We start from the raw sequence: 19,894 nt of genomic DNA on the forward strand, positions 1-19,894 counted from the left end.
CGCTTTTGTCAACAATCTCATCGACAATCCAGTCCTGAGGCCGTCCGGGCGCTACGCGACCGGTGGCGTCCCGTGCGTGTGGAAGGACTCGATGGTCTTCAGGCCCCAGGCCTGCCCCTTCTTCCGCTCCTCCTCGGTCCAGGTGACGAGCGGCCAGTCGGGCGCCAGCACCAGCCGCGTGAGCGGGTTGCACAACTCGACGCGGTTGCCGCCGGGCTCGTAGACGTACAGGAAGAACGTCTGCTGGATGGCGTGCTTGTGCGGACCGGTCTCGATGAAGACGCCCGTGTCGATCGCGAGGTCGGCGGCCCGCAGGATGTCCTCACGGGTGTCGGTCGCGAAGGCGAGGTGGTGCAGCCGCCCGGCGCTGCCCGTCCAGTCCGAGGTGTAGACGACGTCGTACGACTTGTTCGTGTACGTCAGCCAGCGCGCGGCGATCTTCCCGCTGTCGAGCCTGATCTGCTCCGTGGGCCGGGCACCCAGCACCCGTTCCTGGAACTCGGCGTTGGCCAGGACGTCGGCGGCGAGGAAGTTGACGTGGTCCAGGCGCCGCACCCCCACGCCCCGGTTGGGCTTGGCCTGCGGCTGGTTCTTCAGCGCGGGCCTGAGCCCCTCGGGTGCGCGGTAGTGCTCGCTCTCCCAGTACAGCGCGTGTTCGTGGCCGTCCGGGTCGGTGGTGACGTAGAGCTTGCCGATGCCGGGCTCGTCCTCGGCCCAGGTGCCGCTGCCGCCCGCCGCCTCGACCGCGTCGACCCTGCGGTGGAGGGCCTCCTCGCTGGAGGTGCGCAGGGCCAGCCGGCCGAGGCCGGGCTGCTCACGGGCGGTGAGGACGAGGCTGTGGTGCTCGTAGTCGTCGAAGGTCCGCAGGTAGACGGTGTCGCCCTGCTCGCCGTTGACCGTGAGGCCCAGATAGTCGGTGAAGAAGGCGACGCTGGCGTCCAGGTCCGGGGTGAAGAGCTGCGCGTGGCCGATGTGGGCGATGTCGCCGAGCGGCGGAGTCATCGTTGACCTCCAGGAGATTGCGGGGGAATCGGCGCCGTCTCGGCGGACCGGGGGAAGACCGTGCCGTCGAAGAGCTTGCGGGCCGTGCGGACCACGGCGGTGCGGCCGGCGCGGGGCAGGCCGCCGGTGGTGCTGCCGAGGCTACTTTCGATGTCCAGGAATCCAGTGGGATGTTCTATGCGGATTCGGTCACCCCCGGGCGGGAGATCCGCGATCCGTGCGCCCACGCCGCCTTCGATCCGCAGGCCGGCGGCCACGCCGGCCGCGCCGAGCACCCCGATGGACGCATGGCAGCGCACGGGAATGAAGGTGCGCGTGGTGACCGCGCCGCCGCTCCGGGGCGGCGCGAGCAGGGTGAGCTTGGGCACGGTGGTGCCCGAGACGTCGCCGAGGCCCATCAGCCGGCCCGCCGCGAGCCGGATCGTGCGCAGGCGGTCGGCCAGGGCCACGTCCTCCTCCAGCTCACGGGGGTGCTCGTAGCCGGTGAGCTTCAGGGCGGAGGCGGGGATCAGGACCGTCGGCATGCCGTTGTCCACGCAGGTCACCGGCACCCCGTCGATCACGTCGCGGGCGTTCCCGGTGGGCAGCAGCGGATGCGTGCCCGGCGGGAACTCGATCACCACGGGCGCGGCCGTCCCCGGTACGCCCGAGATCTCGGCGTCCCCGGTGTAACGCACCCGCCCGCCGGGGGTCGGGAAGGTCGCCGTCGCGTAGTCACCGCTGTTGACCATGCGGATACGGACGGCGGTCTCCCTCTCCCCGGCCGGTACGAGTCCGCGCTCCACGGCGAACGGACCGATGCCGGCGAGGATGTTCCCGCAGTTCTGACGGTCACTCACCTCGGCCTTCTCCACCGCCACTTGGAGGAAGAGGTAGTCCACGTCGGCCTTCGGGTCGGCGGACCGGGACACCACCGCGACCTTGCTGGTGAGCGGATGGGCGCCGCCCAGGCCGTCGATCTGCCGCCCGTCGGGGCTGCCCATGACGCGCAGCAACAGCTCGTCGCGCAGGGCGGGTTCGGACGGCAGGTCGTCGGCGAGGAAGTACGCACCTTTGGAGGTGCCGCCCCGCATCAGCAGACAGGGCACCTCCTCGGGCACGGAGGTCATCGCGACTCCCCCGTGTACTCCTCGTACGTCCGGTACGCGACACCGAGCCGCTTCAGGGTCTCCCTCAACCCGTAGCGGTCCAGGCCCAGTTCGCCGTCGAGGAAGGCGGCACGGGAGCGCGCCTCCTTGGCCTCGCGGGCCTGGGACGCCTCGGCCACGGCGCGGGCCCGCTCGCGCGCGACGACCACGACACCGTCGTCGTCGGCGAGGATCACGTCACCGGGGCGTATCACCTGGCCGTCGATCGCGACCGGCACGTTGACCGAACCGCCGGTGGCCTTCACGGTGCCCTGCGCGGAGACCGCCCGCGACCAGGCGGGGAAGTCCATCTCCCGCAGCTCCTGGGTGTCCCGGACGCCCGCGTTGATGATCAGCCCGCGCACCCCGCGCCGCTGGAGCGCGGTCGCGAACAGCTCGCCGAACATGCCGTCGGTGGACGGCGAGGTGGTGGTGACGACCAGGACGTCGCCCTCGCCGCACTGCTCGACGGCCGCGTGGATCATGAGGTTGTCCCCGGGCCAGCTGAGCACGGTGACGGCGGTGCCGGCCATCCGTACGCCCTGCTGGACGGGCCGGATCCCCGGTCCCAGCAGACCGGTCCGCCCCATCGCCTCGCTCACGGTGGCCACACCGAAGCCGGCCAGCGCGTCCACGTCCTTCTGCTCCGCCTTCGGCGGACCGGTGACGATCACGCCGCTCATGCCAGCTCCTTCGCGATCTGCGGGTAGGGACGCATGTACGCCTCGGCCATGGTCCTGTGCGCGAGGCCCAGGTTGGGGCCGGCGTTGCGCTTGAGCTGGACGCCCCGGCGGACGGCGAGGTCGGTGTAGTAGTCCCACAGGTGCTGCTGGGCGGCCAGGCACTCCATCGCCTTGCGCTTGCTCTCCCAGACCTCGGTGATGTCGAGCAGGACCTCGGGCCTGAAGCCGCTCATCTCGGGCTGGTGCGGCTCGAAGTAGAAGACCGGCGGGGCCCCGATGATCTCGCCCTCGCCCGGGTAGCCGATGGCCTGCGCCAGCACGCGCGCCTCCAGGGCCATACGGTGGGCGGCCGGGTGGTCGCCGTTGTACGGGTCCTCGGCGGGGTGGGTGAGGACGACGTCGGGCTGGGTCTCGCGGTAGAGGGCGACGAGCCGGTCGGTCAGTTCGGCGGAGGCGACCAGGGGGTAGTCGCCGGCGTCGAAGAAACGGACCTCGGCGCCCAGGGTGGCGGCGGCGCGCTCGGCTTCGTCCCGGCGTATCGTCTTGATCTCCTCCAGCGTCCTGCCCTCGCGCCACGCCTTGGCGGACTCGCCGCGCTCGCCGAAGGTCAGACAGGCGATGGTGACCTTCTCGCCGCGTGCGGCGGCCAGGGCGATGGCGCCGCCCGCGCGCCACACGAAGTCCCCGGCGTGCGCGGTGACGACGAGGGTCGAACGGGGTGGGCCGGCGGGCGCGTTGGCCTGCATCATGCTGCATTCTCCTTGGTGACAGGTGGGCGCCCGCCCCGCACGGCCGCGATCAGTCGCGGAGCGCGTCGATCAGTCGCGGAGCGCCTCGATCACGCTGCTGAGGTGGGCGCGGACGGCCGTCTCGGCCGCCTGCGGGTCCCTGGCCCGGATCGCTTCGATCATGGTCAGGTGCTCGTTCAGGGATTGCTGCGGACGTCCCGGCCTCAGCGCCAACTGGAAGCGATGGCGCACCAGTTGGGCATTGAGGCGCTCCAGCAGATCCACGGCGGTCCGCTGTCCGGAGAAGTCCCGGACCTTGGCGTGGAGCTCCTGGTTGAGGTCGGAGTAGGTGACCGGCTCGCCGTCGGCGACGGCCTTGGTCATCGCCGTGCCGAGCTCGGTCAGCTCGGCGAGCTGCTCGTCGCTGGCCGCGACGGCCGCCTTCGCCGCGCACAGCCCTTCGAGGACCATGCGGCACTCGGTGATGGCGACCGCTTCGTCCACGGTCACCACCCGCACCCGCGAGCCGCGGTTGCGGATCCGCTCGACGAGTCCCTGGGACTCCAGATCGATGAGTGCCGCGCGGATGCTGGCCCGCGTCACACCGAACTGCTCGGCGAGCTCGTTCTCCACCAGCCGCTGCGCCGGTGCCATCTCGCCGTGCAGGATCGCCTGCCGCAGCTGCGCGAGCGCATGCTGCTTGGCCTGCTCCCCGGTGCTCGGACGGGCTTCTTTCGGCATCGTTGCCCTCCCTGAGTGAGTGCCTGTCGAACCTAAATCTAGCCAAACAAGATTGTCAACAATTTTGTCCGCCGTATTGCCTGTGGATCGGCCGGCCCGCCGTCCCCCGGCGCGGGGCCCCTCCACCCCGTCCGCCGGTGTCGTCGGCCGCGACGAAGTGTCCTCCCGCCTGCGGCGATACCGCACACTGTGTCCACGCCCGGCGGCCGGACGCCCTCGCTAGGGTCGCCCCATGACGCACAGCTTCGCTCTCCACATCCCCGACGCCGACCTGCGGCCCGAGCCGCTCGATCCGGCGCAGATCGTCTCCGGGACGCCCGAGGTGACCGGCAAGGTGGTGTGGGAGTCACCGGACGGCCGGCGGATCCGGGGCGTCTGGCAGATCACCCCCGGCGTCGTCACGGACACCGAGGCGGACGAGATGTTCGTCGTGCTCAGCGGGTCGGCGACCATCGAGGTCGAGGGCGGCCCCACCCTCACCGTCGGCCCCGGCGACATGGCGGTACTGCGCGCGGGCGACCGGACGACGTGGACGGTGCACGAGACACTGCGCAAGGCCTACGCGATCGACCTCTGAGCCCACGCGCACCCTCCGAGACGCGCGACCTCCGAGGCCGAGCGACCGCCGACGGCACTCAGCCTCTGAGGGCACGGCCGCAGAGGGCGCTCAGCCTCCAGCGGCGCCCGCCCCATGACGACACTCGACCTCCGGCGCCCGCCTCCGAGACCGCGCGACCACCGACAGCGCTCGACCCCTGACGGCGCCGGCCACAGAAGGCGCTCAGCCTCCAGCAGCGCCCGCCCCATGACGACACTCGACCTCCGGCACTGGCCTCCGAGGGCGCTGGCCCCCGAGGGCGCTGGCCTCTACAGGCGGCCGACCTCTGCGGGCGCTCGATCTCCACCAGCGCTCACCCCTTGATGGCGCTCAGCCCTCCGACGGCACTGGCCTCCGACGGCGCCGGCAGGCCTCCGGCGGCGCCCGGCCTCCGCGGCCGCGCAGTCTTGGCGCTCGGTCAGCCGGCGGCCGGAGGCGCCGTCGTCCCACGGATCTCCAGCGTCGGCGCGGCCAACTGGACCCGGCCGTCCCCTCCGCGCCCCTCGAACCGGTCCAGGAGGCAGCGGGCCGCCCGCCGGCCGACCTCGTGGCCCGCGTTGTCCACGGTGGTCAGCCACAGATGGCGCAGCCGGGACGTGCTGGTGTTGTCGTAACCCACGACGGACAGGTCCCGCGGGACCCGCAGGCCCAGCTCCTCGGCCGCCGACAGCACACCGACGCTCGCGATGTCGTTGACGGCGAAGACGGCCGTGGGCCGGTCCGGACGGCCGAGCAGCCGTACGGCGGCGCGGTGACCGCCCTCCTCGGTCATGTCGCTCGCCTCGACCAGGGCCCGCCCCGTCCCCCGGGCCCGCATCACCGCCTCGAAGCTGCGCCGGCGCAGCTCACCGACCGCGCCGTAGCCCGCGATGTGCGCGATCCGGCGGTGCCCGAGCCCGAGAAGGTGTTCGGTGACCAGCCGGGCGCCCTGCTCGTCGTCGCCGGCGACCACGTCGACCCCGGCCGGGACGGGCTCCCGGGCGCCCGCGACGACGACCGGGATCCGCTCGGCGATCGTGCCGAGCGCCGCCGGATCGGGCAGCGTCCCCACCACGACCAGGCCGTCGGTGCCGAGGTCGAGGAAGGGACCGGCCGGGTCCTGGCCGACGCGGCGGTTGAGACGGGCGTCGGCGAGCAGCATGTGCAGGCCGCCCGCGTGCAGCAGGGAGTTGAGGCCGTCCAGGAGGTCGACGTACCAGGGGTTGCGCAGGTCGTGCAGGAGCACGCCGACCGTGCGGGTGCGCTGCTCACTGAGGCTGCGCGCGGCCGCGTTGGGCCGGTAGCCCAGCTCGCGCACGGCCCGCAGGACGGCCTCCCGCTTCTCGGCGCGCACCTGGTCGGAGCCGCGCAGGACGAGGGAGACCAGCGACTTGGACACTCCGGCGCGGTCGGCGACGTCGCGGATGGTCGGCGGTCTCATGGTGTGGACCGTTCCATGCCGCTGACCGGTTGTCAAAGGGCCGCGAAGGGCTTGACACCCTCGGCAGACCGCCTCCAGGGTGAGCCTGGACAGGAAATGGACCGGTCCAAAAGCGGGCCGGAGAGGGACTGCGAGGGCTGTCATGGTGGATTCGCTCGGTGTCGCCGTCGTCGGATTCGGCTGGATGGGCCGGGTGCACACCCAGGCGTACGCCCGCGTCCGGCACCACTATCCCCAGCTGGCCCTGCGTCCGGAGCTGGTGGCCGTCGCCGAGGAGGTCCCCGGCCGGGCGGAGGAGGCCGCGGCGCAGTTCGGGTTCGCCTCCACCACCCGGGACTGGCGCGAGGTGGCCGCCGACCCCCGCGTCCGGGCCGTCAGCATCACCGCGCCGAACTTCCTGCACCGCGAGATCGGTGTCGCGATGGCCGAGGCCGGCAAGCACCTCTGGATCGAGAAGCCGGTGGGCCTGACCCGGGAGGACGCCGCCGCGGTGGCGGACGCGGTGGCCGGGGCGGGGGTGCAGGCCGCGGTCGGGTTCAACTACCGCAACGCGCCCGCGGTGGAGACCGCCCGCGACCTGATCGCCTCCGGCGAGCTGGGCGCGGTCACCCATGTCCGCATCCGTCTCCTCAGCGACTACGCGGCCCACCCGGACGGCGCCCTGACCTGGCGGTACGAGCGGAAGCGCGGCGGCAGCGGAGTGCTCGGCGACCTGGCCTCGCACGGCGCCGACCTGGCCCGCTTCCTGCTGGGCGACATCACCTCCCTGACGGCCGATACAGCGGTCTTCGTCCCCGAGCGGGCCCGTCCGACGGGGGCGACGGCCGGCCACAGCCGCGCCTCGGGCGGTGCGCTCGGCCCGGTCGAGAACGAGGACTACGTCAACTGCCTGCTCCGCTTCGCCTCCGGCGCCCGGGGGGTCCTGGAGGCGTGCCGGGTCTCGGTCGGCGAGCAGAACAACTACGGCTTCGAGGTGCACGGCACCAAGGGCGCGGTCTTCTGGGACTTCCGCCGGATGAACGAGCTGGGCGTCAGCCGCGGCACGGCGTACCAGGACCAGCCGGTCAGCACGGTGTACGTCGGCCCGGGCGACGGCGAGTTCGGCGCGTTCCAGCCGGGCGCCGCGAACGCCATGGGCTACGACGACCTCAAGGTCGTGGAGGCGTACCGGTTCCTGCGCTCGGTCGCCGAGGGCACCCCGTACGGGGCGACGCTCGCGGACGCCGTGCACAGCGCCGCCGTGCTGGAGGCGATGACGCGGTCGGCGCGGACCGGCGGCTGGGTCAGCGTGCCGGCGCCGTAGGCAGGCCGGCCGTCGGCATGTTGTACGGCGTCACCACCTGGATCGGCGAGGGCAGCGCCGGTCCCGCGGCCGGCAGCGCGCCGTGCGCCCGCATCACGATGTGGCAGGCCTCCCGCATGTCCTGGCGCAGGTCGTGGTGGAGGACGGCGGAGAGACGGTGGTCGCGCAGCAGGCGGGTGTTGTCGTGGTCGAGGTCGTGCGCGACGAACACGGCGCACTCGCGGCGCGCGTCGGCGAAGGCCTTCAGGGTCGCGAAGTTCCCGCCGCCGATCGAGTAGACCGCCCGGATCGCCGGGTCACGGGCCAGGGCGGCCCTGACGAGGTCGTACTGGGTGGCGTCCAGCCCCTGGCCCTCGGTGATCTCCACCAGGGTCCGCTCGGGGTGCCGGGCCCGCATCACCCCGCGGAAGCCCATCTCGCGCTCCTCCTCGTTGCGGAAGAAGCCGCTGGACAGGCTGGTCAGGATGTTGCCTGGGCGGTCGCCGAGCCACTGGCCCATCAGGTACGCGGCGGTGGCGCCGGCGGCCCGGTTGTCGATGCCGACATAGGCGAGGCGGGCGCTGGCGGGCAGGTCGGTGACGAGGGTGACGACCGGGATGCCGGCGGCGACCAGACGGCCCACGGCGGCCGTGATCTCGGGGACGTCGGGTGCCTTGAGGATCACGCCCTGCGAGCCGCGCCGGGCTATCCGGTCGAGGGTGGCGACCTGCTCCCCGACCGGTCCGGTCTCCCGGAAGTGGAAGCGGGAGCGCAGCACGGCCGGGTGCAAGGAGGGCAGCTCGGCCTCCAGGGCGGCCCGTACCGCGGTGCTGAACCGCTCCGGGGCCTGCATCACGATGTCGACCATGAAGGTGCGGCCGACGAGCCGGACCTGGGTGCGCTGACGGTGCAGGTCGGCGATGGCCCGCCGCACCTCCTGGGCGGTGGACTCGCGCACCCCTCCCCTGCCGTTCAGCACCCGGTCGACGGTGGCCTCGCTGAGGCCCGCCTGACGTGCGATCTCGCGGAGCGGGAAGGGATGGCCCACGGAAGGCTCCTCACGGGTCGAAGGGTGTGCTTGAGGGGTTTTTGAAGGCCGCCTGCTGGTTGTTCGACGGGTTTGTCATGACAAGAATGGCAGCGCTGAGCCGCCGTTGTCATCGAAGGGACGACGATGTCCTTCCTCTCCGTGCCGAGCAGTGCCTGGCTGAGCGAGCGGGACTGCGACCTGCGGGCGTTCCGCGCGCTCGTCGAGCGCACGACCGACCTCGCCGACTTCCCGCACGCCTCCGCCGTGCAGGGGAACGTCCTCGTCTACGACGGTGAGCGGCTCCGTGCCTCCTCGGCGGAGCGTGAGCTGCGCGCCGAGCTGGTGCGCGCCTTCACCGACGGGCCCGGGGTGGCCGTCTTCCGCGGTGCCTTTCCCGACCCGGTGGTCGTCGACCGGCTCAGCGCCGTGTTCGACGGGCTCATCGCCGAGCAGCACGCCTCGGGAGCGGCCGCCGGTGACCACTTCGCGCGGCCCGGCGCCAACGACCGGGTCTGGAACGCGCTGGAGAAGGCGGCGCTGTACGACCCGGAAGCCTTCGCCGACTACTACGCCAACGACGTCCTCGCGCTGGTCTCGCGGGCCTGGCTGGGCCCCGCTTACCAGGTGACCTCGCAGGTCAACGTGGTCAACCCGGGCGGCGCGGCGCAGAGCCCGCACCGCGACTACCACCTCGGGTTCCTCTCCAACGAGACGGCCGCCGCCTACCCGGCGCACGTCCACCGCCTCTCCCCCGTGCTCACGCTCCAGGGGGCGGTCGCGCACTGCGACATGCCGGTGGAGTCCGGTCCCACGCTCTACCTGCCGTACTCACAGACGTACGAGCCCGGCTATCTGGCCTGGCGGCTGCCGGAGTTCCAGGCGTACTTCGAGGAGCACCACGTCCAGCTGCCGCTGGCCAAGGGCGACGCCGCCTTCTTCAACCCGGCCGTGTTCCACGCCGCAGGCACCAACCGCACCGCGGACGTGCGCCGGACGGCCAACCTGCTCCAGGTGTCCTCGGCGTTCGGGCGCGCGATGGAGACCGTGGACCGGGAGGCGGTCGCGAACGCGGTCTTCCCCGTGCTGCTGCGGCGCCGGGCGGACGGCGTGCCCGAGGAGTGGCTGGAGCGCGTGATCGCGGCGAGCGCCGAGGGCTACCCCTTCCCCACCAACCTCGACAGCGACCCGCCGGTCGACGGTCTGGCCCCGCCCACCCAGGCGGACCTCCTGCGGCGGGCGCTGCGCGAGGAGTGGACCCCGCGGGCACTCCGGGACGCGCTGCGGACCGGCACCGAACGACGCACCAGCTGAAAGGAATCGCGGTCCATGGGACTTCTCGACGACAAGGTCGTGCTCGTCAACGGCGGCAGCCAGGGGGTCGGCGCGGCCGTCGCGCGGGCCGCGGTCCGCGAGGGCGCCCTCGTCGCCGTCACCGGACGGCGGCCGGAACCGGGCGAGGCGCTGGCCGCCGAGCTGACCGAGGCGGGCGGCAAGGCGGTCTTCGTACGGGCCGACCTGGCGGACGCCGGGCAGGCGACGGCGTCGGTGGCCGAGACCGTGGCCGCGTACGGGCGGGTCGACTGCCTGGTCAACTCGGCCGGGCTGACCTCCCGGGGCACGCTGCTCGACACCACGCCCGAGCTGTTCGACCAGCATGTCGCGATCAACCTGAGGGCGCCGTTCTTCGCCATGCAGGCGGCGGTCGCCGACATGCTGGCACGCGAGGCGCCCGGCTCGATCGTCAACGTCATCAGCACCTCGGCGCACGGCGGGCAGCCCTACCTCGCCCCGTACGTCGCGGCCAAGGCCGGGCTGGCCGGTCTGACCCGCAACGCGGCGCACGCCCACCGCTTCGACCGGATCCGGATCAACGGCCTGAACATCGGCTGGACGGCGACCGAGGGCGAGGACGCCACGCAGAAGGCGTTCCACGGCGCCGGGGACGACTGGCGCGAGCAGGCCGCCGCACGGCTGCCGATGGGCAGGCTCGGCCAGCCGGACGAGATCGCCGACTTCGTGGTGTTCCTGCTGTCCGAGCGGTCCGGCGTGGTCACCGGTTCGGTGATCGACTGGGACCAGAACGTGCTCGGCGGCCTCGACTAGGCCCTCCCTCCCGTCCCCCCTCCCCGCACGAGTCTCAAGGAGCTGCACCCCATGCGCATCGGAATCCTCGGCCTCGGCCGCATCGGCGCCTTCCACGCCGAGACCCTCTCCGGGCTCGACGCCGTCGAGTCCCTCGTCGTGGCCGACCCGTTCGCGGAGGCCGCCAAGTCCGCCGCCGAGCGGTTCGGCGCCGAGGTCGCCGACTCCCCCGAGGCCGTGCTGGCCGCCGGCGTGGACGGGGTGGTGATCGCCGCCGCGACCGACGCCCACCCGGGTCTGATCCTGGCGGCCGTGGAGGCCGGCGTCCCCGTCTTCTGCGAGAAGCCCGTCGCCCGGACGATGGGTGAGGGCGTCGAGGTGCTCAAGGCCGTCCAGGGCAAGGACGTGCCCATCCAGATCGGCTACAACCGCCGCTTCGACGCCGGGTTCGCCGCCGCGCGGGCGGCGGTCCGGTCGGGCGAGCTGGGCACCCTGCACACCGTCCGCTCGACCACCCTGGACCCGGCGCCGCCGCCGGCCGCGTACGTCGCCGCCTCCGGGGGCATCTTCCGCGACTGTTCGGTCCACGACTTCGACATCATCCGCTGGGTGACGGGGCGTGAGGTGACCGAGGTCTACGCGGTCGGCGGCAACCGGGGCGCCGACTACATCAAGGAGGCGGGCGACGCCGACACCACCGGCGCCCTGCTCACCCTCGACGACGGCACCCTCGCGGTGATCTCCAACTCCCGGCACAACGCGCGTGGTTACGACGTCCGCATGGAGATCCACGGCTTCCAGGACTCCATCGCCGTGGGTCTGGAGGACAAGCTGCCGCTGCGCTCGGTGGAGCCCGGCGTCACCTTCCCCGCCGGTACCCCGCACGACTTCTTCATGGACCGCTTCACGGCCGCCTACCGCGCCGAACTCACCGCGTTCACCGAGGTCGTGGCCGGCTCCCGGCCCTCTCCCTGCACGATCGAGGACGCCCTGGAGGCGGGCTGGATCGCGGAGGCCTGCACGCTCTCGCTGCACGAGCACCGGCCCGTGACGATCGCGGAGGTGCGGGCCTCCTGACCCGGCTCGCCTTCCGGGAGGGCGGTCCCGCCGGGGCCGCCCTCACAGGCAGTAGCGGACCATCCATTCGTCCGGGTCGTACGCGTCCCGCGCCGGGTCCCGCGGCGTGGCCGGCCGCTCCTCCACGGTGTCCTCGGGACGCACCCGCTCGGGCAGCGCACCGAACCTGGCCCGGCGCCGGGCCTCCGCACTGCCGGTCTGCTCTTCCTCCCGCATCTCACCCTCCCCGCTCACGACTGCGCACACCTTCCGCACTCTTCAACGTCCTCAGCGCGCCGCTGGTTCCGCCGGCAGGTCGAAGACGTGGTCCGGGGAGACGATCGTCGTGATCGCGTCGCCGAACAGGGTGCTGGGCTCCTGGTTCCGGTAGTTGACGTCGGTGTTGAGCACCACCACGAGGGTCGCCTGCGCCGACGGCAGATAGATGGTCAGGGACTCGTAGCCGGGCAGGGAGCCGTTGTGGCCGATCCAGCCCTGGACGTCGAAGATGCCGAGGCCGTACCCGGCGCCGGGGATGGGGGTCGGCGGGGTGGTCAGCCGCTGCTTCTGGGTGGCGGGGCTGATCATGCGCCGTCCGTCCGGCAGGACGCCCGTGGCCACCGTGCGCGCCCAGACCCGCAGATCCTCCAGCTTGGAGATCATCGCGCCGGCCGCCCAGCCCCAGGACGGGTTCCAGTTCGCCGCGTCCTCGACCTCGCCGGTCGCGGTCTGGTCGGTGTAGCCCTGCGAGTGCGGCGTCGGGAACTCGGCGCCGACGGGGAACAGGGTGTCGTCCAGGCCGGCCGGGTCCAGGATGTGCTCCTGGACGTAGTCGTCGAGCCGCTGACCGCTCATCTGCTCGACGACCAGGCCGAGCAGGATCAGGTTGGTGTTGCAGTACGAGAACTGCGCTCCGGGCGGGAACAGCACGGGGTGCTTGAAGGAGTAGCCGAGCAGCTGCCGCGGGGTGAAGGGCCGGTCGGGGTCGGACGTCAGCGCCTTGAAGAAGTCCTCGTCCTCCGAGTAGTTGAACAGACCGCTGCGCATCCCGGCGAGCTGACGCAGGGTGATCTCGTCTCCGTTCGGCACGCCGTCGACGTACTGGTCGATGGTGTCGTCGAGACCGATCTTGCCCTCGTCGACCAGCTGCAGGACCGCGGTGACGGTGAACGTCTTGGTCTCGCTGCCGATGCGCATGAAGAGGTCCGGGTTCATCGGCCGCCCGGTGCTCTTGTCGGCGACGCCGAAGGACTTCACGTACCGGCCCTTGCCGGGCGTCCAGATGCCGACGCTCACGCCGGGTACGTTCGCCTGTTTCATGACCCGCCGCACGGCCGCGTCGACCTGCTGCCGCACGGCGGGGGTGAGCGCGACGACGCCGTCCCCGGACGAGGACGGCGAGGGTGGTTCGGTGCCGGTGACGACGGAACCGCCCGCGGACGGCAGGGCCACCGCGGCCCCGCCCGCGGCCGGCGCCACCAGCGCCCCCACCGCGGCGGCGACGACGGCCCCCCGGCGCAGTCTGATGTACGGGTGTGTCATGGGCTCGCTCCCGCATGAGGAGATGTGCGCCGCAGCCCGAAGCCGCATCAGCGGCACGGACCGCGTGCGCCCCTCACCACCATACGAGCGGGCGCGCACCGCCGCCTGTCGGCGACGGCGCCCCGGCGGCGGGTCACAGGGCCCAGGTCACGCCCCGCAGGACCGCAGGAAGGAACGGGTTCGTTCCGCGATCGGCAGGGGCTTGTCGGGCTCGCACGGGTACATGTCCTGCTCGACGATGGCGAACAGGTCGACGCCGAGCTTCTGGGCCGCGACCAGCACCGGCTCCAACTCCGGTACTCCGGCCGGTGGTTCGCACATCACCCCGCGCTGGACGGCCGGGCCGAACGGCACCTCGTCGCGCACCACCTCGGCGAGGACCGCCGGGTCCACCTGCTTGAGGTGCAGATAGCCGATGCGTTCGCCGTAGGTCTCGATCAGCTTGACGCTGTCGCCGCCGCAGTAGGCGTAATGCCCGGTGTCCAGGCAGAGGTTGACAAGTTCGGTGTCGGTGGAGTCCAGGAAGCGCTCGACGTGCTCCTCGGTGTCGATGTGGGTGTCGGCGTGCGGGTGGACGACGATGTCGAGGCCGTACTCCTCCCTCACCTCGTGGCCGAGGCGCTCCATGCCCTTGGTGAGGTGAGCCCACTGTGCGGCCGTCAGCTCCGGCGGCTCCAGGATCTCCGCGGTCTTGTCGTCGCGCCAGAAGGACGGGATGACGACGAGGTGCTGCGCGCCCATCGCCCGGGTGAGGGCGGCCACCTGGCTGACGTGCTCCCAGGTGGACTCCCAGACGGACGGCCCGCGGTGCAGACCGGTGAAGACGGTGCCCGCCGAGACCTTCAGGTTCCGTCGGTCGACCTCGTCGGTGAGGCGGGCCGGGTCGGTCGGCAGATAGCCGTACGGGCCGAGTTCGATCCAGGAGTAGCCCGCCTGCGCGACCTCGTCCAGAAACCGTTCCCAGGGCACCTGCCGGGGGTCGTCGGGGAACCAGACGCCCCAGGAGTCCGGGGCCGATCCGACGCGGATCCGGTCCAGCGGGGCGGCCATCTCAGGCCTTCCCCTCGGCGCCGCCCGTCACCGGGGCGGTGAGGTCTCCCTCGTCCGGCAGCTCCTCGACGTCGACGCCGCGGACCTGGGCCAGCTCGTGCTTGAGCGCGGCGAGTTCGGCGCCGCCGGCCATGTGGTTGGTGAGTTCCTCCAGGCTGACCTCGCTGCGGTCGGCCGAGAGTTCCATGGTGCCCAGGCGCAGCACGCTGAAGTGGTCGCCGACCATGTAGGCGTGGTGGGGGTTGTGGGTGATGAAGATGACGCCGAGGCCGCGGTCGCGGGCGGCGGCGATGTACTTCAGCACGACACCGGACTGCTTGACGCCGAGGGCGGCGGTGGGCTCGTCCAGGATCAGGACGCGGGCGCCGAAGTAGACGGCGCGGGCGATGGCCACGCACTGGCGCTGGCCGCCCGACAGCGTGCCGATGGGCTGCTCCAGGTCGTCGAGGACGATGCCCATCTCGCGCAGTTCGTGGTCGGCGGTCTCCTTCATCCTCTCGATGTCGAGGCGGCGCACGGGCCAGGGGCCCTTGGTCATCTCGGAGCCGAGGAAGAAGTTGCGCCACACCGGCATCAGGGGCACGGTGGCCAGGTCCTGGTAGACGGTGGCGATGCCCTTGTCGAGGGCCTCGCGGGGGGTGGAGAAGCGCACCGGGGTGCCGTCGACGAGGAATTCGCCCTCGGTGTGCTGGTGCAGCCCGGAGACGATCTTGATGAGGGTGGACTTGCCGGCGCCGTTGTCGCCGAGGACGCAGGTGACCCGGCCGGGGTGCACCTTCAGGTCGACGCCGTGCAGGGCGCGGATGTTGCCGTAGGACTTGCCGGCGTTGCGCAGCTCGACGATCGCCCCGTCCCCGTTGTCCGGGGCGGTGTCGGCGATGACGGCCCCGTGGGTGCCGGTTCCGTTCGTGGATGTCATGGGGGTCACCTCCGGGTCGCCGTGCGGCTGACCCACAGATTGATCAGGACGGCGCCGAGCAGCATCACGCCGAGGAAGGCCTTGAACCAGTCCGGGTTCCAGCCGGCGTACACGATGCCCTGCTGCACCATGCCGAACATGAACGCGCCGAAGACCGGGCCGATCGCGGAGCCGGCGCCGCCGGTCAGCAGACAGCCGCCGATCACGGCCGCCGAGATGTAGATCAGCTCCTGGCCCACGCCCTCGCCGGACTGCACGGTGTTGAAGGTGAACAGCTGGTGCATGCCGACGAACCAGGCGCCGAGACCGACCAGCATGAACAGCGAGATCTTGGTGAAGTTCACGGGCACGCCGACCGCCCGTGCGCTCTCCTTGTTGCCGCCGACGGCGAAGACCCAGTTGCCGTACTTGGTGCGCAGCAGGACCCAGGTGGCCAGGGCCGCGAAGGCCAGCCAGTAGAAGATGGTGATCTTGACCTGGACGCCGCCGATGTCGAAGGACGAGGCGAAGATCTTCTTCGCCTGGTCGAAGCCGTCCATGTCGCTGATGTCGTCGGTGGCCACGTTGGTGGTGACCAGCTTGGTCACCGCGAGGTTGACGCCCTGCAGGATCAGGAAGGAGCCCAGGGTGATCAGGAAGCTGGGCAGCCCGGTCCTCATCACCATCCAGCCGTTGAAGAAGCCGATGCCGAGGGAGACCAGCAGCGCGACGACCACACCGACCCACACGTTCATGGTCAGCTGGTAGCTGAGCATGCTCGCCGTCAGGGCCGAGGTGATCACGGCGACACCGGCGGAGAGGTCGAACTCGCCGCCGATCATCAGCAGGGCCACGGGCAGGGCCATGATCCCGATGGTGGACGACTGGTACAGGATGTTCGCCATCGAGGAGGCCTCGCGCACCGGCGGGGCCGTGATGAGGAAGAAGACGTACACGGCGACGGCGCCGAGGAAGACGCCCACCTCGGGACGGGCCAACAGGCGGAGTGCCAGGGGTCGTCGGGCGGTCCGGCCGTCGGTCTGCTTCGGGCCGGAGGCCGGCGGTGTGGTCACCGCCGGCCCGGCGTGCTGGGTCATGCTCATCACCGGGTGCCCTTCGCGGCGAACGCGGCCACCGAGTCGACGTTGGTCTTGTCGACGAACGCCGGACCGGTCAGCACCGGCTGCTCCCCGCCGCCCATGTAGTTGCCGTTGTTCTTGTAGAGCCACAGCGAGTCGATCGCCAGGTAGCCCTGGAGGTAGGGCTGCTGGTCGACGGCGAACTGGATGGTGCCCTTGCTGATGGCTCCGGTCAGGTCCTTGTTGAGGTCGAAGGTGGCGATCTTCGCCTTGCTGCCGGCGTCGGACGCCGACTGCACGGCGGTCAGCGCGAACGGGGCGCCGAGCGTGACGACGTAGTCGATGGCCTTGTCCTGGCTCAGCTTGGCGGTGATCGTCGACTTCACGGACGGCATGTCGGTGCCGTTGACGTTCAGGACCTCGGTGGTGCCCGAGAAGGTCTTCTTCACGCCGTCACAGCGCTGGGTCAGACCGATGTTGCCCTGCTCCTGGATGACACAGACGGCCTTCTTGGCGCCCTCCTCGTTGAGCCGCTTGCCGAGCGCCTCACCGGCCACGGTCTCGTCCTGGCCGAAGAACTCCATCAGTCCGAGCTTCTGCCATTCGCTCACACCGGAGTTGAGGCCGACCACGGGTATGTTCGCGGCCTTCGCCTTGGCCACCACGTCCTTGAGGGCGTCGGGCTTGGCGAGGGTGATCGCGATGCCGTCGACCTTCTGGTCGATCGCGTTCTGGACGAGGTTGGACTGGTTGCCCGCGTTCGGGTCGGCGGAGTAGACCAGCTTGACGTTGTCCTTGGCCGCGGCGGCCTCGGCTCCCTTGCGGACGATGTCCCAGAAGGTGTCACCGGGCGACTGGTGGGTCACCAGCGCGACCGTCATCTGGGGGGTGCTCGCCTTGCCCGCGGAGGCGCCGTCCGCGCTCTCCTCGGCCTTCTTGCCGCCGGAGCCGCTGGAGCAGCCCGCGAGGGTCAGGGCCACCGCCGCGGCCATGGCCACGACCGGGGCGATTCTGCGGGAGCGGGGCGAAGAGCTGTCCATCTTTCCTGCACCTCACTGTGCGACGGGGGAAACGACCGGGGAAAGGGGGGAGGCGATCTCGAGGATCCGGGGCCCGTTACTGCTCAGGGTGGGGCCATGCGGCCGGGTCCGCGACTGTTCGGTTTGTACGGACTCGCCTTGTGCACTGCTGGGACGGGATCCAATCCCCTGGCACGCCCGCTGTCAATACTTTGTTAAGACATCATTTCACGAGCAGGTCCGAATGTAAGAACAAACCATTGACAGCGGAGGCCACCGGGACCTACACCTGGGAGACGCCAGGCCCCCCGACCACCGTGAGGAGTGCCGCGCATGGCCGAGTCCGCCCAGCCCCTGGACCTGATCACGATGGGTCGCACCGGAATCGATCTCTACCCCTCGCACGCGGGTGTACCCCTCGCACGCGTGGACGATTCGAGGAGGTTCTCCGACGGCGCCGCCGCGGGCGTGGCGGCCACCGCCGCCCGGCTGGGCCGCTCCGCCGCCGTGGTGACCCGCGCCGACGACCTGGACTTCTTCGCGATCCGCGCGGCCCGGGTCTTCTGGTTCACCGGCACCGGGCTGAGCCGGGAGCCGGACCGCTCGGCCACCCTCGCCGCCCTCAAGGTGCGCGACCGGACGGCCGTCACGGTGTTCGGCCTGGACTGGCGGCCCGCGCTCTGGTCCGATCCGGAGGCGGCCCGGCCCTGCTACGCGGAGGGGCTGCGCCACGCGACGATCGCCGTGGGCACCCCCGAGGACTGCGCGATCGCCACCGGCGTACGCGAACCCCGCGCCTGCGCGGAGGAGTTGCTCGCGGCCGGGGTGGAACTGGCCGTCGTCGGACCCGAGTCGGGGGGTGTCCTCGCCGTGCACCGCGACGGCACCACCGCCGAGCTGCCGGCCGGGGCGGGCGAGGCTTTCGGCGGACGGCTCGTCCACGGACTGCTGGCGGGCTGGACGCTGGAAGAGACCATCCGCTACGCGGCCGACACAGGAGGTGCCCCCGATGGCGAAGACCGGTGAACGTGCCCGCGCGGTGGCCGCCTCGGCGCTGGACGGGCTGAACTTCGCGCTCGACCGCTCCAGCCCGGTGCCGCTCTACTACCAGCTCGCCCAGCAGCTGGAGTCGGCCATCGAGCACGGCGCGCTCGCCCCGGGCAACCTGCTGGGCAACGAGATCGACCTGTCGACCCGCCTCGGCCTGTCCCGCCCCACGGTCCGCCAGGCGATCCAGTCCCTGGTCGACAAGGGGCTGCTGGTGCGCCGCCGGGGGGTCGGCACCCAGGTGGTGCACAGCCAGGTGAAACGGCCGCTGGAACTCAGCAGCCTCTACGACGACCTGGAGGCGGCCGGGCAGGGGCCCACCACCCACGTCCTGCGCCACGAACGCGTCCCCGCCACCGCGGACGTGGCGGCCGCGCTGGGGATCGCGGAGGGCGCCGAGGTCACGCTTCTGGAGCGGCTGCGCTCGGCCCACGGCCAGCCGGTGGCGTTCCTGTGCAACCACCTGCCCCCGGCCCTGCTCGACCTCGACACGCAGCGGCTGGAGGCGACCGGCCTGTACCACCTGATGCGCGCGAGCGGCATCACCCTGCACAGCGCCCGCCAGACCATCGGCGCCCGCTCGGCCACCGCCGAGGAGGCCGCGCTCCTCGCGGAGGAGGCGGGCGCGGCCCTGCTGACCATGCAGCGCACGGCGTACGACGACACCGGGCGGCCGGTCGAGTACGGGACGCACATCTACCGCGCGTCCCGGTACGCCTTCGACTTCCAGCTGCTGGTCAGGGCGTAGGGACTACCTCGGGGCCATCCGCAGCGCGCCGTCCATGCGGATGGTCTCGCCGTTGAGGTAGTCGTGGTCGATGATCGACAGGGCGAGCTGCGCGTACTCCTCGGGCCGGGCGAGGCGGTGCGGGAAGGGCACGCCCGCCGCGAGACCGGCCCGGAACTCCTCGGACACGGTGGCCAGCATCGGCGTCTCCACGATGCCCGGGGCGATGGTGCACACCCGGATCCCGTACTGGGCCAGGTCGCGGGCCGCGGGCAGGGTCAGGCCCACCACGCCGCCCTTGGAGGACGAGTAGGCGGCCTGGCCGATCTGGCCGTCGTACGCGGCGATGGACGCGGTGTTGACGATCACGCCCCGCTGGCCGTTCTCGTCCGCCTCGGTCCCGGCGATCGCCTCGGAGGCGAGCGCGAGCACGTTGAAGGTGCCGATCAGGTTGATCTGGATCACCTTGGCGTACAGGCCCAGGTCGTGGACGCCCTTCTTGCCGAGGATCCGCGCGGACGGGCCGATGCCGGCGCAGTTGACGACCGTGCGCAGCGGGACACCCGCACCCGCCGCGACGGCGACGGCGGCACGGACCTGCTCGGGGTCGGTGACGTCGGCCGGGACATAGGTGACGCCGTCCACCTCGGGGGCCTTGTCGACGCCGTCCTTGAGGTCGAGGGCGAAGACCTGCGCGCCACGCCCGGCGAGCGCCTTCGCGGTGGCCGCGCCGAGGCCGGACGCACCGCCGGTGACGAGGGCGGCGGTGTTCTCGAGCTGCAT

General features: G+C 71.7%; 21 protein-coding genes. 7 read left to right on the forward strand and 14 right to left on the reverse strand.

What is annotated here, in order from left to right:
* Positions 1 to 51: 51 nt before the first annotated feature.
* The 5 genes from ACFY30_RS36110 to ACFY30_RS36130 form a co-directional block, all read right to left on the reverse strand.
* Positions 52 to 1,002: a catechol 2,3-dioxygenase gene (locus tag ACFY30_RS36110; protein ID WP_390849365.1), complete on the reverse strand. Its 951-nt coding sequence runs from the start codon at positions 1,000 to 1,002 to the stop codon at positions 52 to 54.
* A complete protein-coding gene (locus tag ACFY30_RS36115) occupies positions 999 to 2,111 on the reverse strand; it encodes a 4-oxalomesaconate tautomerase (protein WP_390849366.1) in 1,113 nt (370 codons plus the stop codon). The genes ACFY30_RS36110 and ACFY30_RS36115 overlap by 4 nt, the downstream gene beginning before the upstream one ends.
* The gene (locus ACFY30_RS36120; RefSeq protein ID WP_390849367.1) at positions 2,108 to 2,812 is read right to left on the reverse strand and encodes a 4-carboxy-4-hydroxy-2-oxoadipate aldolase/oxaloacetate decarboxylase; all 705 of its coding nucleotides are present in this window, start codon (positions 2,810 to 2,812) and stop codon (positions 2,108 to 2,110) included. Before ACFY30_RS36120 ends, ACFY30_RS36115 begins: the two co-directional genes overlap by 4 nt.
* Complete coding sequence (locus ACFY30_RS36125) at positions 2,809 to 3,561, reverse strand: PIG-L deacetylase family protein (protein ID WP_390849368.1); 753 nt, start codon at positions 3,559 to 3,561, stop codon at positions 2,809 to 2,811. Before ACFY30_RS36125 ends, ACFY30_RS36120 begins: the two co-directional genes overlap by 4 nt.
* 69 nt (positions 3,562 to 3,630) lie before the next feature.
* Positions 3,631 to 4,281 (reverse strand): GntR family transcriptional regulator, encoded by a 651-nt coding sequence (locus ACFY30_RS36130; RefSeq protein WP_390849369.1) that lies wholly within the window; start codon positions 4,279 to 4,281, stop codon positions 3,631 to 3,633.
* 232 nt (positions 4,282 to 4,513) lie between these two features.
* On the opposite strand from ACFY30_RS36130, the gene ACFY30_RS36135 reads away from it, so the two are divergent.
* A complete protein-coding gene (locus tag ACFY30_RS36135; RefSeq protein ID WP_390849370.1) occupies positions 4,514 to 4,858 on the forward strand; it encodes a cupin domain-containing protein in 345 nt (114 codons plus the stop codon).
* A gap of 439 nt (positions 4,859 to 5,297) precedes the next feature.
* Here ACFY30_RS36135 and ACFY30_RS36140 read toward each other — a convergent pair whose 3' ends face one another.
* Positions 5,298 to 6,299: a LacI family DNA-binding transcriptional regulator gene (locus tag ACFY30_RS36140; RefSeq protein WP_390849371.1), complete on the reverse strand. Its 1,002-nt coding sequence runs from the start codon at positions 6,297 to 6,299 to the stop codon at positions 5,298 to 5,300.
* A gap of 142 nt (positions 6,300 to 6,441) precedes the next feature.
* On the opposite strand from ACFY30_RS36140, the gene ACFY30_RS36145 reads away from it, so the two are divergent.
* Positions 6,442 to 7,602 (forward strand): Gfo/Idh/MocA family protein, encoded by a 1,161-nt coding sequence (locus ACFY30_RS36145; RefSeq protein WP_390849372.1) that lies wholly within the window; start codon positions 6,442 to 6,444, stop codon positions 7,600 to 7,602.
* On the opposite strand, the gene ACFY30_RS36150 is transcribed toward ACFY30_RS36145, so the two are convergent.
* Complete coding sequence (locus ACFY30_RS36150) at positions 7,583 to 8,629, reverse strand: LacI family DNA-binding transcriptional regulator (RefSeq protein WP_390849373.1); 1,047 nt, start codon at positions 8,627 to 8,629, stop codon at positions 7,583 to 7,585. The two genes, ACFY30_RS36145 and ACFY30_RS36150, sit on opposite strands and share 20 nt — an antisense overlap.
* A gap of 126 nt (positions 8,630 to 8,755) precedes the next feature.
* Between ACFY30_RS36150 and ACFY30_RS36155 the strand changes: the two genes are divergently transcribed.
* From ACFY30_RS36155 to ACFY30_RS36165, 3 genes are read left to right on the forward strand one after another with little or no spacing between them, the layout of a single operon-like run.
* Positions 8,756 to 9,922 carry a phytanoyl-CoA dioxygenase family protein gene (locus ACFY30_RS36155; protein WP_390849374.1) on the forward strand — a complete coding sequence of 389 codons (1,167 nt, stop codon included), beginning with the start codon at positions 8,756 to 8,758 and terminating at the stop codon, positions 9,920 to 9,922.
* Positions 9,923 to 9,937: 15 nt separating this feature from the next.
* Complete coding sequence (locus tag ACFY30_RS36160; RefSeq protein ID WP_390849375.1) at positions 9,938 to 10,714, forward strand: SDR family oxidoreductase; 777 nt, start codon at positions 9,938 to 9,940, stop codon at positions 10,712 to 10,714.
* 51 nt (positions 10,715 to 10,765) lie between these two features.
* Positions 10,766 to 11,770, forward strand: coding sequence for a Gfo/Idh/MocA family oxidoreductase (locus ACFY30_RS36165; RefSeq protein WP_390849376.1), 1,005 nt, complete (start codon positions 10,766 to 10,768; stop codon positions 11,768 to 11,770).
* A gap of 42 nt (positions 11,771 to 11,812) precedes the next feature.
* On the opposite strand, the gene ACFY30_RS36170 is transcribed toward ACFY30_RS36165, so the two are convergent.
* The 6 genes from ACFY30_RS36170 to ACFY30_RS36195 form a co-directional block, all read right to left on the reverse strand.
* Positions 11,813 to 12,004 carry a hypothetical protein gene (locus ACFY30_RS36170; RefSeq protein WP_390849441.1) on the reverse strand — a complete coding sequence of 64 codons (192 nt, stop codon included), beginning with the start codon at positions 12,002 to 12,004 and terminating at the stop codon, positions 11,813 to 11,815.
* A 33-nt stretch (positions 12,005 to 12,037) separates the two neighbouring features.
* Complete coding sequence (locus ACFY30_RS36175; RefSeq protein ID WP_390849377.1) at positions 12,038 to 13,291, reverse strand: serine hydrolase domain-containing protein; 1,254 nt, start codon at positions 13,289 to 13,291, stop codon at positions 12,038 to 12,040.
* A 147-nt stretch (positions 13,292 to 13,438) separates the two neighbouring features.
* Complete coding sequence (locus ACFY30_RS36180) at positions 13,439 to 14,341, reverse strand: sugar phosphate isomerase/epimerase family protein (protein ID WP_390849378.1); 903 nt, start codon at positions 14,339 to 14,341, stop codon at positions 13,439 to 13,441.
* A gap of 1 nt (position 14,342) precedes the next feature.
* On the reverse strand, positions 14,343 to 15,260 hold the full coding sequence (locus ACFY30_RS36185) for an ATP-binding cassette domain-containing protein (RefSeq protein ID WP_390849379.1): 918 nt from the start codon (positions 15,258 to 15,260) through the stop codon (positions 14,343 to 14,345).
* Positions 15,261 to 15,265: 5 nt separating this feature from the next.
* Positions 15,266 to 16,342, reverse strand: coding sequence for an ABC transporter permease (locus ACFY30_RS36190; RefSeq protein ID WP_390849380.1), 1,077 nt, complete (start codon positions 16,340 to 16,342; stop codon positions 15,266 to 15,268).
* Positions 16,342 to 17,358 (reverse strand): sugar ABC transporter substrate-binding protein, encoded by a 1,017-nt coding sequence (locus ACFY30_RS36195; RefSeq protein ID WP_390849381.1) that lies wholly within the window; start codon positions 17,356 to 17,358, stop codon positions 16,342 to 16,344. The genes ACFY30_RS36190 and ACFY30_RS36195 overlap by 1 nt, the downstream gene beginning before the upstream one ends.
* 312 nt (positions 17,359 to 17,670) lie before the next feature.
* Between ACFY30_RS36195 and ACFY30_RS36200 the strand changes: the two genes are divergently transcribed.
* The gene (locus ACFY30_RS36200) at positions 17,671 to 18,363 is read left to right on the forward strand and encodes a PfkB family carbohydrate kinase (RefSeq protein ID WP_390849382.1); all 693 of its coding nucleotides are present in this window, start codon (positions 17,671 to 17,673) and stop codon (positions 18,361 to 18,363) included.
* The gene (locus tag ACFY30_RS36205; protein WP_390849384.1) at positions 18,347 to 19,132 is read left to right on the forward strand and encodes a GntR family transcriptional regulator; all 786 of its coding nucleotides are present in this window, start codon (positions 18,347 to 18,349) and stop codon (positions 19,130 to 19,132) included. The genes ACFY30_RS36200 and ACFY30_RS36205 overlap by 17 nt, the downstream gene beginning before the upstream one ends.
* 3 nt (positions 19,133 to 19,135) lie before the next feature.
* On the opposite strand, the gene ACFY30_RS36210 is transcribed toward ACFY30_RS36205, so the two are convergent.
* Positions 19,136 to 19,894 (reverse strand): SDR family NAD(P)-dependent oxidoreductase, encoded by a 759-nt coding sequence (locus tag ACFY30_RS36210; protein ID WP_390849437.1) that lies wholly within the window; start codon positions 19,892 to 19,894, stop codon positions 19,136 to 19,138.

Source organism: Streptomyces sp. NPDC000345 (assembly GCF_042898825.1).
GTDB lineage: Bacteria > Actinomycetota > Actinomycetes > Streptomycetales > Streptomycetaceae > Streptomyces.